At 68.9% G+C, this 13,314-nt stretch carries 16 protein-coding genes and 1 pseudogene; 9 read left to right on the top strand and 8 right to left on the bottom strand.

Annotated elements, in window-relative coordinates; genetic code table 11:
- Positions 1-18: 18 nt before the first annotated feature.
- From H4W81_RS08940 to H4W81_RS08925, 4 genes are all read right to left on the bottom strand, one after another.
- Positions 19-1,044 (bottom strand): hypothetical protein, encoded by a 1,026-nt coding sequence (locus H4W81_RS08940; protein WP_192774362.1) that lies wholly within the window; start codon positions 1,042-1,044, stop codon positions 19-21.
- Positions 1,041-1,253, bottom strand: coding sequence for a heavy-metal-associated domain-containing protein (locus H4W81_RS08935; RefSeq protein WP_192774361.1), 213 nt, complete (start codon positions 1,251-1,253; stop codon positions 1,041-1,043). Before H4W81_RS08935 ends, H4W81_RS08940 begins: the two co-directional genes overlap by 4 nt.
- 21 nt (positions 1,254-1,274) lie before the next feature.
- Positions 1,275-1,556, bottom strand: a complete 282-nt coding sequence (locus H4W81_RS08930; protein WP_192780702.1) for a metal-sensitive transcriptional regulator — start codon at positions 1,554-1,556, stop codon at positions 1,275-1,277.
- A gap of 95 nt (positions 1,557-1,651) precedes the next feature.
- Positions 1,652-3,073 carry an MFS transporter gene (locus tag H4W81_RS08925; protein WP_192774360.1) on the bottom strand — a complete coding sequence of 474 codons (1,422 nt, stop codon included), beginning with the start codon at positions 3,071-3,073 and terminating at the stop codon, positions 1,652-1,654.
- Positions 3,074-3,363: 290 nt separating this feature from the next.
- On the opposite strand from H4W81_RS08925, the gene H4W81_RS08920 reads away from it, so the two are divergent.
- From H4W81_RS08920 to H4W81_RS08905, 4 genes are all read left to right on the top strand, one after another.
- A complete protein-coding gene (locus tag H4W81_RS08920; RefSeq protein ID WP_192774359.1) occupies positions 3,364-4,692 on the top strand; it encodes an MFS transporter in 1,329 nt (442 codons plus the stop codon).
- An 86-nt stretch (positions 4,693-4,778) separates the two neighbouring features.
- A complete protein-coding gene (locus H4W81_RS08915) occupies positions 4,779-5,210 on the top strand; it encodes a MarR family winged helix-turn-helix transcriptional regulator (protein WP_192774358.1) in 432 nt (143 codons plus the stop codon).
- Positions 5,200-5,691, top strand: coding sequence for an aspartate carbamoyltransferase (locus tag H4W81_RS08910; RefSeq protein WP_192774357.1), 492 nt, complete (start codon positions 5,200-5,202; stop codon positions 5,689-5,691). The genes H4W81_RS08915 and H4W81_RS08910 overlap by 11 nt, the downstream gene beginning before the upstream one ends.
- 175 nt (positions 5,692-5,866) lie before the next feature.
- Entirely contained in the window at positions 5,867-6,436 is a 570-nt protein-coding gene (locus H4W81_RS08905; RefSeq protein WP_318782494.1) for an RNA polymerase sigma factor, read from the top strand.
- A 151-nt stretch (positions 6,437-6,587) separates the two neighbouring features.
- Here H4W81_RS08905 and H4W81_RS08900 read toward each other — a convergent pair whose 3' ends face one another.
- On the bottom strand, positions 6,588-7,085 hold the full coding sequence (locus H4W81_RS08900) for a hypothetical protein (RefSeq protein ID WP_225958517.1): 498 nt from the start codon (positions 7,083-7,085) through the stop codon (positions 6,588-6,590).
- A gap of 129 nt (positions 7,086-7,214) precedes the next feature.
- Here H4W81_RS08900 and H4W81_RS08895 point away from each other — a divergent pair, with 129 nt between their 5' ends.
- The 3 genes from H4W81_RS08895 to H4W81_RS08885 are packed head-to-tail and all read left to right on the top strand — an operon-like array spanning position 7,215 to position 8,835.
- Positions 7,215-7,805, top strand: coding sequence for an RNA polymerase sigma factor (locus H4W81_RS08895; RefSeq protein ID WP_192774355.1), 591 nt, complete (start codon positions 7,215-7,217; stop codon positions 7,803-7,805).
- A complete protein-coding gene (locus H4W81_RS08890; protein WP_192774354.1) occupies positions 7,802-8,032 on the top strand; it encodes a zf-HC2 domain-containing protein in 231 nt (76 codons plus the stop codon). Before H4W81_RS08895 ends, H4W81_RS08890 begins: the two co-directional genes overlap by 4 nt.
- Positions 8,029-8,835 (top strand): methyltransferase domain-containing protein, encoded by an 807-nt coding sequence (locus H4W81_RS08885; protein WP_192774353.1) that lies wholly within the window; start codon positions 8,029-8,031, stop codon positions 8,833-8,835. Before H4W81_RS08890 ends, H4W81_RS08885 begins: the two co-directional genes overlap by 4 nt.
- A gap of 689 nt (positions 8,836-9,524) precedes the next feature.
- Here the strand turns inward: H4W81_RS08885 and H4W81_RS08880 are convergent.
- Positions 9,525-10,109 carry a TetR/AcrR family transcriptional regulator gene (locus H4W81_RS08880; RefSeq protein WP_318781622.1) on the bottom strand — a complete coding sequence of 195 codons (585 nt, stop codon included), beginning with the start codon at positions 10,107-10,109 and terminating at the stop codon, positions 9,525-9,527.
- Positions 10,110-10,200: 91 nt separating this feature from the next.
- Between H4W81_RS08880 and H4W81_RS08875 the strand changes: the two genes are divergently transcribed.
- The gene (locus H4W81_RS08875) at positions 10,201-11,043 is read left to right on the top strand and encodes an alpha/beta fold hydrolase (RefSeq protein WP_192774351.1); all 843 of its coding nucleotides are present in this window, start codon (positions 10,201-10,203) and stop codon (positions 11,041-11,043) included.
- Here H4W81_RS08875 and H4W81_RS08870 read toward each other — a convergent pair.
- Positions 11,009-11,677, bottom strand: a pseudogene (locus tag H4W81_RS08870) (SDR family NAD(P)-dependent oxidoreductase); the annotation flags it as partial. The gene H4W81_RS08875 and the pseudogene H4W81_RS08870 sit on opposite strands and share 35 nt — an antisense overlap.
- Positions 11,678-11,690: 13 nt before the next feature.
- On the bottom strand, positions 11,691-12,428 hold the full coding sequence (locus H4W81_RS08865) for an SDR family oxidoreductase (protein WP_192774349.1): 738 nt from the start codon (positions 12,426-12,428) through the stop codon (positions 11,691-11,693).
- Positions 12,429-12,528: 100 nt separating this feature from the next.
- On the opposite strand from H4W81_RS08865, the gene H4W81_RS08860 reads away from it, so the two are divergent.
- Positions 12,529-13,275, top strand: a complete 747-nt coding sequence (locus tag H4W81_RS08860) for a TetR/AcrR family transcriptional regulator (protein ID WP_192774348.1) — start codon at positions 12,529-12,531, stop codon at positions 13,273-13,275.
- The last annotated feature ends 39 nt before the right edge of the window (positions 13,276-13,314 follow it).

The following is a 13,314-nucleotide window of genomic DNA, read 5'->3' as shown; positions in this document are numbered from 1 at the left end:
TGACGTCGCGATCCTGCGTCAGTGGCCGTGCGGGGTGGAGTCGTGGTCGGCGCCCTTGCTGCTCGGGCTGCTCGACGGGCTGGCCGACGGGCCGGCGGTGGACGCCGCCGTCGCCTGGCCGGCGCCGAGTGTGAAGTCGGCGGTGCGGACCTCGCCCTCGTGCTGGAAGTCGAGGAACAGCCGGTAGTCGCCGGCGCTGGGCACCTCGGCGTAGAAGACGATCTCGGGGCCGGCCTGGGTCTTGCCGTCGCCGGGTGCGCCGTCCGGGTGCACGTGCAGGTAGGCCAGGTCCCTGGCGCGAAGGGCCACCAGGTGGCCGTAGGCGCCGAGGTAGGGCTGCAGGTCGGTGACCGGCTTGCCGTCCTTGCTGACCTTGAGGGTGAGCTTGCTCGCCTGGCCGGGGGTCAGGTCGCCGTCGAGGGTGACCGTGTAGCCGTCGACGCTGGCCGTACGGCTTGCCTGTGGCAGCGCCTTGGGCGCGTAGTCGCCTGCCACGAGCACGTCCGCGCCCAGAGTCAGCGCGCTCGCACCGGTGGGAGCAAAATCGGCGAAGGCACGATACGTGCCCGCGGCAGGGAAGGTGAGCTTGACCGACCAGACGCCACCGCCCGCCTCGACCGGGTGCAGGTGCTGGAAGCTACCCAGGTCACGGGAGACGACGATGAAGTGGAGCTTCTTGTCGTGCTGGACCTGGTAGTCGGTGACCGGCTTGCCGTCGGCGCCCGTCACGGTAAAGCGGAAATCGGTGGGCTCGCCGGGCTTGATCGTCGCGGTGAGCGGGGTCAGGGTGTAGCCGTTCTCAGACACTTGTAGCCCCCCGGGGGTATCTTGTGCAGCTGCTTGTGCGGGTGTCGTGGTGGCGTCGCCCTGGTCGCCGTGGCCCGCGCTGTCGCCGTGGCCTGCGCTCGGGGCGGTGCTCTCGCTGTGGGTGGTCGTCTTGGGCGGGGTGCCGACCTCGCCGACCGCGCTGCCCACGCCGAGGGCCGCGCCGAAGACAAGGGCGAGGCCCGCGACGTAGGTGGCGAGCTTGGCGGGAGTGTTCATGACTGGTCCGCCACTTCGTATCCGGCGGCCTCGACCGCGGCCGCGATCTCCGCCGCGTCGATGGGGTTGTCGCTCTCAACGGTCAGCAGCCCGGTGGCGAGGTCGACCTGGACGTTCGTGACGCCGGCCACCTCGGTGACCTCCTCCTTGACCGAGCTGACGCAGTGTCCGCAGGTCATGCCCTTCACGGTGTAGGTGGCGGTGCTCATATCGATCTCTCCTTCAGCTGGTCAGGAACGGACAAGTCTGGCGATGGCATCTGCGGCTTCCCTGACCCTGGCGGTGGCCTCGGGGCCGCCCTTCGAGGCAGGTGCGGCGACGCACTGGACCAGGTGGTCTTCGAGCAGCGAGAGGGCGAACGAGCGCAGCGCGCTGGTGGCCGCCGACACCTGGGTGAGGGTGTCGATGCAGTACTTGTCGTCTTCGACCATGCGCTGCAGGCCGCGGATCTGTCCCTCGACCCGGCGCAGCCGCATCGCGAGATCCTGCTTCTTGTCGCCGCATCCAGCCATCTCCACGCCTCCCTCCGGTTTCGCTGTCTTCAACATACTATACCCCCCTAGGGTATGAGCAATGGGGGCGTGCCCGTGGGCACGCCCCCGGCCACTCAGGCTCCGATCTTCTCCGTCACGGGGCCCTCCTGGACGGCCTGCCTGGGCCTCCGCATGAGCGCCAGCGTGAGCACCGCTCCCCCGGCCGCCAGCACGCCGGCCCCGACGAACGCCGCCTGGAAGCCGTCGGTCAGCTTGAGCAGGTTGCCCAGTTCGGCAGCGCCCTGGGAGGTCGCGACGGCGGTCATGACGGCCAGGCCGAGCGCCGACCCCACGTTGTAGGTGGTGTTGACGATGCCCGACGCCAGACCGCTCTCCTCGGGCCGCGCTCCAGACATCGCGGACATCATCGCGGGGATGTAGGCCAGCGACATGCCTATCGCGGCGATCAGGCTCGCCGGAAGCACGTCGGAGGCGAACGCGCCGTCGGCACGCACCAGGCTCAGCCCCAGCACGCCGGCCGCGAGGACGGCCAGACCCAGGACGATGAGCGGCTTGGCACCGAACCTGCCGAGCAGCCGGGCGGTGATGCCGATCATGAAGATCAAGATGGCCACGGTCATGGGCAGCAACGCCGCGCCGCTGGCGAAGGCCCCGTAGCCGAGCACCTGCTGCAGGTAGAGATTGAGGAAGTACCACATCGGGATCCAGGCGGCGCCCAGCAGCGCCATCGCCAGGTTGGCGGTGGCCAGGCCGGGGGCCTTCCAGATCTTCAGCGGCATGAGCGGCTCGCGCACGCTGCGCTGGATGACCAGGAACAGGCCGAGCAGGACGGCGGCGCCCACGCCCTCGATCAGCGTGACGGTCATGCTCTGCTCAGGGGCGCTGACGATGGTGTAGACGGCCAGCGCGATGCCGGCCGTGACCGCGATGGCGCCGAGCACGTCGACCGAGCCCCGCTTGCCCTGCGTCGCCGGGAGCAGTGCGGGGATCGCGGCCAGGGTGACCAGACCGATCGGGATGTAGATGATGAAGACCCAGGGCCAGCTCAGGTACTGGGTGATGACGCCGCCGAGGAACACGCCCGCGGTGCCACCAGCGGGAGCCGCCGCGCCGTACAGCGCCATGGCCTTGCCCAGCTCGCGCGGGTTGTGCCCGAACAGCATCATGAGCAGCGTCATCGCGGCGGGCGCGATGAGCGCCCCGCCGACGCCCTGGACGGCGCGGCCGAGGATCTCGACCCAGGCGTTGCCCGCGGCGGCCGCCACCACCGAGCCGGCGGTCAGGATGACCCAGCCGGTGGTGAAGACCTTGCGGGCGCCGAACAGGTCCGACAACCGGCCGCCGAGCAGGAGCAGCCCGCCGAAGGCGACCACGTAGGCGTTGAACACCCACTGCAGGCTGCCTTGGGTGAAGCCGAGGTCGCGCTGCATGTCGGGGAGCGCGACTCCGATGATGGACGTGTCCATGATGACCATGAACTGCGCGGCGGCGAGCACGACGAGCGCCCACCACCTGCGTGGGTTGACGGCATTCATGCCGCTCTCCTGATTCCTCGCGTCTGCGAAATGAGGGGTGAAGGTCCACACTCGATACCCCCTTGGGGTCTCTGCGCCAGGAAACGTGACATACCCCCAGGGGGTAAGTAAGCCTGTGACGGCGAGCTCGCCACCATCACGCACGGAGGGTCAACGACAGCGCACGCGACTCGATACGTGCTCGACCACAATTCGTTTGCCCTCCCGGGAATACCCCCGGTAGGTATGTTGCTTAGGGCGGCCATCAGGGCCCACGCAGGGCCGTACCGTCCAGCTCCAAGGAGCTCGTGATGAGAAAGTTGCCACTAGCGATCTGGGCGATGGTGCTCGGCGCCTTCGCGATGGGTGCCGACGAGTTCATCGTCGCCGGAGTCGTCCGCGAGATAGCAGAAGCCCTGAACGTCACCATCGGCGCCGTGGGCCACCTGGAAAGCGTCTACGCCCTCGGCGTCGCCATCGGCGCCCCCGTGTTCACGGCGCTGGGAACCCGCTTCGGCCGCAGGCCCATGCTGCTGCTCACCACGGGCGTGTTCCTGCTCGGAAACCTGATCTCGGCGCTCGGTCCGAGCTACGAGGCCATCATGGCCGGCCGGATCATCTCGGCCATGGCCCACGGGGCGTTCCTCGGCATCGCCGCCGTCTTCGCGGCCGAGCTGGTCGACCCCGCCCGAAAGGGCCGCGCCGTCGCGATCGTGTTCTCCGGTCTGACCGCCTCCACGATTCTCGGCGCGCCGATCGGCGCGGCCGTCGGCCAGGCGCTCGGCTGGCGGTTCACCTTCTGGACCCTCGTCATCTTCGGCGGACTGGCGCTGCTGGGGCTCCTCGCCTCCTTGCCGCGCACCGCGGCCCCGCAGGAGACGCAGGAGACGCAGGAGACGCAGCACGAGCACCATGACCACCATGACCACCACGCGCCTGCCGGCGCGGAGTTCGAGGGGCTGGACGCCCACGCGCTCGCCCACCTCGGCGGAGGCGGCCAGGGGCCGTCCATGCGCGAGCAGGTGGCGGCGCTCCGCAAGCCGGCCGTCTGGGGCGCTCTTCTCACCACGATGCTGGGGTACGGCGGTGTCTTCACCAGCTACGTCTACATCGCTCCGCAGCTCACCGAGGTCACGGGCTTCGAGGCCGGGTGGGTCACGCCACTCCTGCTGCTGTTCGGGGTCGGCCTCTTCGCCGGCAACAGCCTCGGCGGCAAGCTGGCCGACAAGACCCTGATGCCCGCCGTGATCGGCACTCTTGGCGCTCTCGCGGTCGCGCTGTTCGCCATGAACCTGGCCATCGAGAGCAAGGTGGCGACCGTGGTGATGATGCTGCTGTTCGGCGCGGCGGCCTTCGCCGTGGTAGCACCGCTGCAGCTGCGCGTCATGACGGCCGCGGGCCACGCCCCGGACGTCGCCTCGGCCGCCAACATCTCCGCGTTCACGCTCGGCAGCGCGATCGGCATCTACCTCGGCGGAGCGGCGATCGACGGCGGGCTCGGCCTCACCTCGGTCAACTGGGTCGGCGGCCTGCTGACAACCGCGGGCCTGCTGACCGCGGTGATCACCTGGGCGGCACTCGACCGGCGCCAACCGGCCGAGGTTCATCACCACGAACCCGTCCTTCATCACCATCACTGACACGGCATCAGGGGATCTCCCCGCAGTTCTGCGGGGAGATCCCCATATGGTTGCATAGTCGAACTAGATGGTTGTAAGGTCGAACCATGTCGGAGCAGTCACACGAGCTGCAAGAAGCAGTCGCCCGGTTCGTTCGAGCCTTCGGACTGCACCAACCGGGCCAGACGCCATGCGGGCGGCCGATTCCCGTGTCCGAAGCCCACGCACTCGGCGAACTGGCCAGAGAGGGCGAGTTGCGGCAGCTCGACCTGGTGCACCGGCTGCGGCTGGAGAAGAGCACGACCAGCCGCATCGTCGGTCAGCTCGTGGCACGCGGGTGGGCTGAACGGACCACAGCACCTGGCGACGGCAGAGGCGTATTGGTACGCCTCACCGAACAAGGCCGTACGGCCGCCGCCCAACTGGCGCGCGCCCGCCAGGAGCGCTTCGACGCCGCACTGGCCCGGATCCCAGAAGACGAACGCGACGCCGTCCTGCGAGCGCTCGCATTACTGACGGAGGCTGTCGATGACACGTAAGGCATCCATGCTCGCCCTGCTCGTCACCGCACTGGTAGCGGTCGGCGCAACAGTCTTAGTCACGCAGAGCCAGTCATCGACGCGACAGGCGAAGGTGGCCGCCAAAGGCGCCCAGGTCATGCCGTTCGACCTCGACCGCACCACCCACCAGTTCACCAAGAACACGACCGGCGGCGTGCAAACCGTCACCGCCGACGACCCCGCCGATGCCACCCAGATCCGGCTGATCCGCGAGCACCTGACCGAGGAGTCCGCCAAGTTCGGCCGCGGTGACTTCGGCGACCCTGCCACGATTCACGGCGGCCAGATGCCCGGGCTGGCGGAGCTGTCCAAGGGCTACAAGAACATCACCCTGGCGTACGCCGAAACACCGGACGGGGCCCGCCTCACCTACACCACCGGGGACAAGGCGCTGGTAACCGCCCTCCACGCCTGGTTCGGCGCCCAGGTGAGCGACCACGGCAAGCACGCCACCCACTAGTTCGGCTCACCCGCCATCAACTCGGCAGACCCTGCCCCGTGGGTCCTCCAACAGGGCGTACCATCGCAGCCATCTTGGTGTCTCCCACCTAGCCAGCTGCCCGAGCACGGTAGATGCTTCGCGACTGCTTAGCTGGATATGAGCAGCTTGCGGCCACCCTCTCGAGGGACGACAGCTGCTGCGGGAGCCGGAGGCGTTCGCCGTACTGTTCGGCCGGCATGCTCCGGCCCTGCACCGCTACGCGGCCGATGACATGGTGTCCGAGACGTTCCTGGCCGCGTTCGAGCACCGGCACCGCTACCAGCCCGGCCAGGCCGACGCCCGACCCTGGTTGTACGGCATCGCCTCGAACGAGATCCGCAAGAGGCGGCGGCGCGAGGTGGCCCGCTACCGGGCGTACGCGCGCGGCGGCGTGGGCCCGGCAGAGGTCACCGGCGGCCCGGTGGAGGACGGCGTGAGCACGCTCGCGGTCAACAGGCCGCTGGTGGCGGCCCTGGCCGGGTTACGCACCGGCGAACGGGACGCGCTGCTGCCGGTGGCGTGGGCGGGGTTGACGTACGAGGAGGTGGCCGAGGGGCTGGACGTCCCGGTCGGGACCGTCCGCTCCCGGCTCAACCGGGCGCGCAAGAAGGTCCCGCAGACGTCTCGCCCTTGTCCAGGGGGACGAGTGCGAACATGGCCTGCCAGCCCGGGCTCATGCCGTCCGTACGCTCGCTCCCGATCTCCTGGAAGCGCTCCCTCGTAGGTGCTTGTCTCCCATTGTGATGCCACACCTGAAGATGTGCCACGAGCAGTGCGGTACACGTTTCCGGGGCCTGGCCGCTCGTTGGCAGGAGCCGATCTGTGTTCGGGTGCCCTTGGGGATCACCCTTGGGCACCCACGAGGTCCGGCGTGCTCACCGCCGTGCTTTCAGCAGCGGGCCGAGGGCGACCAGCGCTCCGGCGACGAAGATGGCGGTGGCGAGGTAGATGGGGCCGAGATGGCCCAAGGTGGCGAAGCCGTACGGGTAGTGCGCGGGTAGGGCTACGACCAGCCCGACCACGGGCACGACGATGGCGGTGACGTAGGCCCACAGCTCGCCGCGCCGTACCCCGAACCAGGCGAGCGACGCGGTCGCCAGCCCTGCCGCGGCGATGAACCCGGAGACGGCGATGTGCAGGTGCGAGACGTAGTTGTAGAGGTCGGGACTGAACGCGCGGATCTCGCTCCGGCCGACGTCCACCTCGCCGGGCCCGATCCCCAGCTCCAGGAACGCTCCGGTGAAGTTGCGGACGAAGAAGATCACCGCGTAGCCGACGAACGCGAGGCCGGCCAGAGCCATGAGCGCCGCGCCAAGGCGCAGCGAACCAGGCACCGCGAAGGCCACGGGGCGGTGATGAGCGATTCTGGACACGGCTTCCCTCCTATGCCTTCGGCGAAACCATTTCTGACCAGCTAAGACGCTGAACCACCCGCGGTTATTGCACGCGGACGGCAGGTGGCGCAGGTGCAATAAACGCGCCGCGGAGAGCGTCCAAGCACTATGGGGCCGGTTCACGTCGCCCGGACCGATCGGACGGAAAGCTTCCGAACACTCGTAAGAGGACAGCTCCCCCGTCTCTACTCGATCGCCAGGAGCCTCGTCGGCGATGACGCCGAGGACGCGCTACAGGACTGCATGCTGAAGGCCTTCCAGCGGTTCGACCAGTTGAGCGAGGTGGCAGCGGGGCCCGCGTGGCTCAAGAGCATCCTCATCCACTGCTGCTACGACCATGGCCGGGCGAAGGCGAGACGGCCGAGCCAGGTCGACTTCGACGAGGCCGAGCGGTTCTCCCTCTACCGCAAGATCGCCTATGAGGATCCGTTTCCCTACTCCGACTCGCTCCACCTGGACTTCCTCCAGGAGTTCGGGCGCGAGGACGTACGGGCGGTGCTGATGAGGCTGCCGCTGCTGTACCGCACCCCGCTCGTCCTGGTCTACATGGAGGGGTTTCTCGTCAAGGAGGTCGCGAACATGCTGGCCGTACCGCTTGGAACCGTGCTCGCCCGCCTCCACCGCGGCCGCAAGCTGTTCGAGAAGCAGATGTGGGAGTACGCGGAGGAGAGCGGCCTGCTGAGGAAGGACGCGCGATGATCAGTTGCGCCGAAGCGGTACGGCAGCTCTGGGACTACCTCGACGCCGTTCTCGACGAGGTGGACCGGACGACCGTGGAGGAGCACCTGCGACGCTGCCGGCGCTGCTGCGGCGAACTGGAGTTCGCCGTCGAACTGCGGCGCTTCCTGGCTCGCGCGGGCGGCGAGGTCATACCCACGGACATCCTGCGCCGCCTGAACGACACGCTAGAGGAATTGGGCCCATGAACCGGGATCTGATGCACGGCGCCGAGGTGAAAGCACTGGTTCGCGACGCCTATCGGAACGTGCCCCCGACGACGGCCGCCGTGGCCCGCAAGCTCTACCGCCCCGAGGACCTGGCCGGGATACCCCTGTCGGCCGTCCAGCGCGCGCTCGGCGTGGCCGACCACCTGCGCTTCGCTGATGTACGGCCCGGCGAAACCGTCCTCGACGTGGGATGCGGCGGCGGCATCGACACGATACTCGCCGCCAGGCGCACCGGCCCGTCCGGCCACGTGATCGCCCTCGACTTCCTCCCCGAAATGCTGGCGCGCACCAGCGGCGCGGCCCGCGAAGCCGGCCTCGAGAACGTGGAGCCGCTGGAGGGCGAGATGGAGGCCATCCCGCTGTCGAACGACAGCGTGGATCTGATCATTTCCAACGGCGTCATCAACCTGTCGTCGAGGAAGGCCAGGGTCCTGGCCGAGTGCGCACGGGTGCTACGGCCCGGCGGCGGGTTGTGCGTCTCCGACCTCACCGTCAGGCAGGACGACCTGCCGCCGGAGATCCTCACCCAGCCTGCCGCCTGGGCCGGGTGCGTCGCCGGCGCGCTGGCCGAGGGCGACTTCATCACCAAGCTGGAAAGGGCCGGTTTCCAGGACATCCGGATACCGCACCGGCAGCCCATGAGCATCGACGACTGCGCCCTCTACCCCCTCTTCACTCCCGGCGTGATCAGGCTGATGAAAGAGCTCATTCCTCCCGACAGGCACCAGTCCGTGGCGGTCGCGATAGTGATCACCGCGTCCCTGGGCGCTCCAGCACACTGACCGCTCGGCATGGCTTCACTGGCAGTCAGACCCGACTCCAGGCTCTCGTACGTCACAGCCTTGGGGAGGTGAACTACACGAGTTTCACCCAGACGCCCGACGCGGCCGGCTGCAGGGCCCTCGCCGGGCCACCGGTCGGCCCCGTGGGTGCGGTCAGCTCCCGTCCGAGCTGCGCCGCCTGTCGGGTGCGGTGAACAGTCCTTCTTGCGGAAGGCGCGCTTCACCTCGCACAGCACCCGATCCTGCGTGGCGTGGTGAGCGAGGAGGCGCAGCAGCGGCCGCACGTCCGCCTCCGCGGCGAGCAGGTGTACACCCGGCTTGATCCACTCGTCGTTCAGGTGCTCGCGCTATACGCCGCAGCGACCCGCTCGGTACGAGCCCCAGTCGATCGGCGAGGTAGACCGAGTTGTGGCCGGCATTGCCGAACTGCTTCTGATCATTCATCGACTACCGGGCCAACGGTTCGGGGGGCCGGGGTGCGGGACTTCATCCAGGGCGTGACCGCGTTCGCAGGCTCCGACGTCCCGATGAAGCAGGTTGCAGGCCATGACGATCGGGCTCACCACCATCGGCAAGTGGAGCGCGCGGCTGCCGCGGCGCTTGTCCGCCAGCACCTGCTCCTCGGGCGGCGCGTCCAGCGCCGCGCGGTCCAGGACGGCGGGACAGGCCCTGACCGCGGCAGTGGGATGTCACACGGTGGGCGCGTTCTCGGAGTCTCCAAGTGCGCATCGGATGAGGGTTTCGGCGGCGGCGCGGGCGTGCGCCGCCGTGTCGGGATCCTGCGAGATAGCGGCCGTGGTCTGGGCCCCCTCGGCGAGGAGGACCAGCTGCGGGGCGAGGTAGCCGGGGCCGCCAGCTGCGCGGACCAGTTCGGCGACGCGGCACTGGAAGGACGCCTTCTGCGCGCGGACGGCCTCGGCGACCCTGTTGCTGCCGCCTCCCAACTCGCCGAACACGTTTATGAAGGCGCAGCCGCGGAAACTGTCCTCACGGAACCAGGCAGCCAGGAAGTCGAAGATGGCTAACACCTTGTCACGCGGTGTTACAGCATCGGCGACGGCACCGGCTATGCCGGTGTTCCACTGGTTCGTGCGGTGTCGGAGCACGGCGAGGACCAGGTCGTCCTTGGAGGGGAACAGCGCGTAGATGCGCTTCAGCGAGACGCCGGACTCGGCGCGAACGGTGTCCATGCCGACGGCCTGGACCCCGTGGGCGTAGAACAGCCGGTCGGCAGTGGACACCACCCGTTCACGCGCTGTCGCCTCATCGATCACGAGAACTCTCCTTGCACAGAGAACCATCGTTCTCTACTGTAGACGACACAGGCGGAGAACGGCCGTTCTCCACAGTGGGAGGAGTACTGTCATGGGCTACATCAAGGTCGGCGCCGAGAACAGCACCAGCATCGAGCTGTACTACGAGGACCAGGGGTCCGGTCAGCCGGTCGTCCTCATCCACGGCTATCCCCTGAACGGCCACAGCTGGGAGCGCCAGACCCGCGAGCTCCTCGCCGCCGGCTACCGGGTCATCACCTACGACCGCCGCGGCTTCGGCCAGTCCAGCAAGGTCGGCAGCGGCTACGACTACGACACCTTCGCCGCTGACCTGAACACCCTCCTGGAGACGCTGGATCTGCGCGACGTCATCCTCGTCGGGTTCTCCATGGGCACCGGCGAACTCGCCCGCTATGTGAAGAACCACGGCCACGAGCGGGTGGCCAAGCTGGCGTTCCTGGCGTCGCTGGAGCCGTTCCTGGTGGCGGCCGACGACAACCCCACCGGAGTGCCGCAGTCGGTGTTCGACGGCATCGCCGACACGGCCCGGACCGACCGCTACGCCTGGTTCACCCAGTTCTACAAGGACTTCTACAACCTGGACGAGAACCTGGGCGGCAGGATCAGCCAGGAGGTCGTCACCGCCAACTGGAACACCGCCACCACCTCCGCCCCGGTCGCCGCCTACGCGGTGGTGTCCGCCTGGATCGAGGACTTCCGCGAGGACGTGGCCGCGGTGCGTGCTGCCGGCAAGCCGTCCCTGATCCTGCACGGAACCAAGGACAACATCCTCCCGATCGACTCCACCGGACGCCCCTTCCACCAGGCCTTCCCAGAGGCGGACTACCTCGAGATCGAGGGCGCGCCGCACGGCCTGCTGTGGACGCACGCCGCCGAGGTCAACGAGGCGCTGCTGGCCTTCGTCGGCAAGTGACTCGAGAGCGCCGGCCGGCGGATCCGTCGTTGGCGGGGTCGACGTGGACGCGGAACGGGCGGGTGCCCGCAGGCGCGTCGACGATCGCGACGATGGCGTCGGCGACCATCGACACGTCGGCGTCGGCCGGGGTGAGGGCGGCCAGCCGCTGGCCGACCTGCTCCATGAGTCCTGCGTAGTGCTTGTCGTACGCGGCGACGGTGCCGATGTCGGCGGGGCGGCCGCCGTTGGCGAAGTGGTTGGTGCCGGAGGTGAAAGCCCCGGGCACCACCATGGAGGTCTCGATGCCGAAGCGGGCCAGCTCGGCGGCGTAGCTGACGGCGAGCGCGTCCGTACCGGCCTTGGCGGCGAAGTAGGGCGCGAGGTACGGCGAGGTGCCGCCGCGGGTGCTGGTACTGCCGACCCAGACGAGCAGGCCGTGCCGCTGTCGGCGCAGGTACGGCAGGGCGGCCCGGTTGACCCGCTGGGTGCCGAGCACGTTGGTGTCGTAGACGGCGGCCAGTTCCTCCGGGGTGAACGCCTCGGTGGGTCCTGTGACCATGTGCCCGGCGTTGTGCACGATGACGTCGAAGCCGCCTTGCTCGCTGAGGACGGCGGCGATCGCGGCGTCCACCGAATCCTGTGAGGCGACGTCGAGCTCGACGGTCCTAGGCGGCGCCGCCGTTGGCGTAGAGGGTCTGGCCGTTGATCCAGCGGGCCGGTCCGGCGAGGAAGGAGACGACCTCGGCGATGTCGGTGGGAGTGCCGAGCCGCTCGAGCGGGTTCATCTTGGCCATCCGCTCGATGGTCGCCTCGTCCTTGCCGTCCAGGAACAGGTCGGTGGCGGTCGGCCCGGGGGCGACGGCGTTGACGGTGATGTCGCGGCCACGCAGCTCTTTGGCGAGCACCATGCTGATCGCCTCGACGGCCGCCTTGCTGGCGGCGTAGGCGGCGTAGGTGGGCAGAGCCAGTCTGGTCACCGAGGTGGAGAAGTTGATGACGGCGCCGCCATCCCTCATGCGGCGGGCGGCCTGCTGGTTGACGACGAACGTGCCGCGGATGTTGGTGCGGTGCATGCGGTCGAGGGCGCCGAGATCGATCTCGGCGACCGGCGACAGCACCATGACGCCGGCGGCGTGGACGACGACATCGACACCGCCGTAGGTCGTCTCGGCCGTGTCGAAGAGGTGGGCGACGGCTGTCTCGTCGGCGACGTCCGCCTTGACCGCGATGGCGTTGCCGCCACGGGCTTCGATGGCCGCGACCGTTGCCTTGGCCGCGACGTCGTTGCCGGCGTAGGCGATGACGACGGCCTGGCCGTCGGCAGCGAGCCGCTCGGCTGCGGCGCGGCCGATTCCTCGGGATCCGCCGGTGACGACGGCGACACGGCGCTGGATGTCGGTCATGGGAACTCCTCGGCTGAGCCGTTGCGCTTACGCCGCTAACAAAACCATGACATCAACGCTAACGTCAAGTCGCTAACTAGAATCTGTTATCGTCGATAGCATGGCTGAGACCACCAGGGACCGCATCATCGCCGCCGCCTCCGCCCTGCTCGCGGAGGGTGGACGCGAGGCGATCTCCACCCGGGCGGTCTCCACCGCGGCCAACGTCCAGGCCCCGACCATCTACCGGATCTTCGGCGACAAGAGCGGCCTGCTCGACGCGGTCGCCGGCCACGGCTTCCAGGAGTACCTGCGGAGCAAGACGTCGCTGGGCGAGAGCGACGATCCCGTCGAGGACCTACGGCACGGCTGGGACCTGCACGTCGGCTTCGGCCTGGCCAACCCGGCCCTCTACACGCTCATCTACGGCGAGCCACGCCCCGGCATCGAGTCGCCCGCCGCTCGCGCCGCCGCGGAGGTGCTCGCCAAGCAGGTACGGCGCATCGCCTTGGCGGGCCGGCTGCGGGTGAGCGAGGAGCGCGCCGCGCACATGATCCACTCGGCGGGCTGCGGCACCACCCTCACCCTCATCGCCATCCCCGAGGAACGGCGGGATCCCGGCCTGTCAGCGATGTCACGCGAGGCCGTCATTGCGGCGGTCACCACCGGCGCCCCACAGTCGACACCGGCGGATGCGCAGCCGGTCAACAGGGCTGTCGCGCTGCGAGCGCTCCTTCCCCAGGTGACCGTACTCACCGACGCCGAACGCACGCTGCTCGCCGAGTGGCTCGACAGGATCGCCACTGCCGGCAGCCAGAAGGCCTGCCCACTTGTGGATCCGGAGCCTCCGAACCGCCTGAAGATCTGACTCCGTACAGGCCCCAACACCGGCCCCCAGCCCACCGAC

It is taken from the genome of Nonomuraea africana, assembly GCF_014873535.1.
In the GTDB taxonomy this organism is placed as follows: domain Bacteria; phylum Actinomycetota; class Actinomycetes; order Streptosporangiales; family Streptosporangiaceae; genus Nonomuraea; species Nonomuraea africana.
Note: the sequence above shows the minus strand (reverse complement) of the source record. Positions and strands in the feature narration are given on the sequence as shown.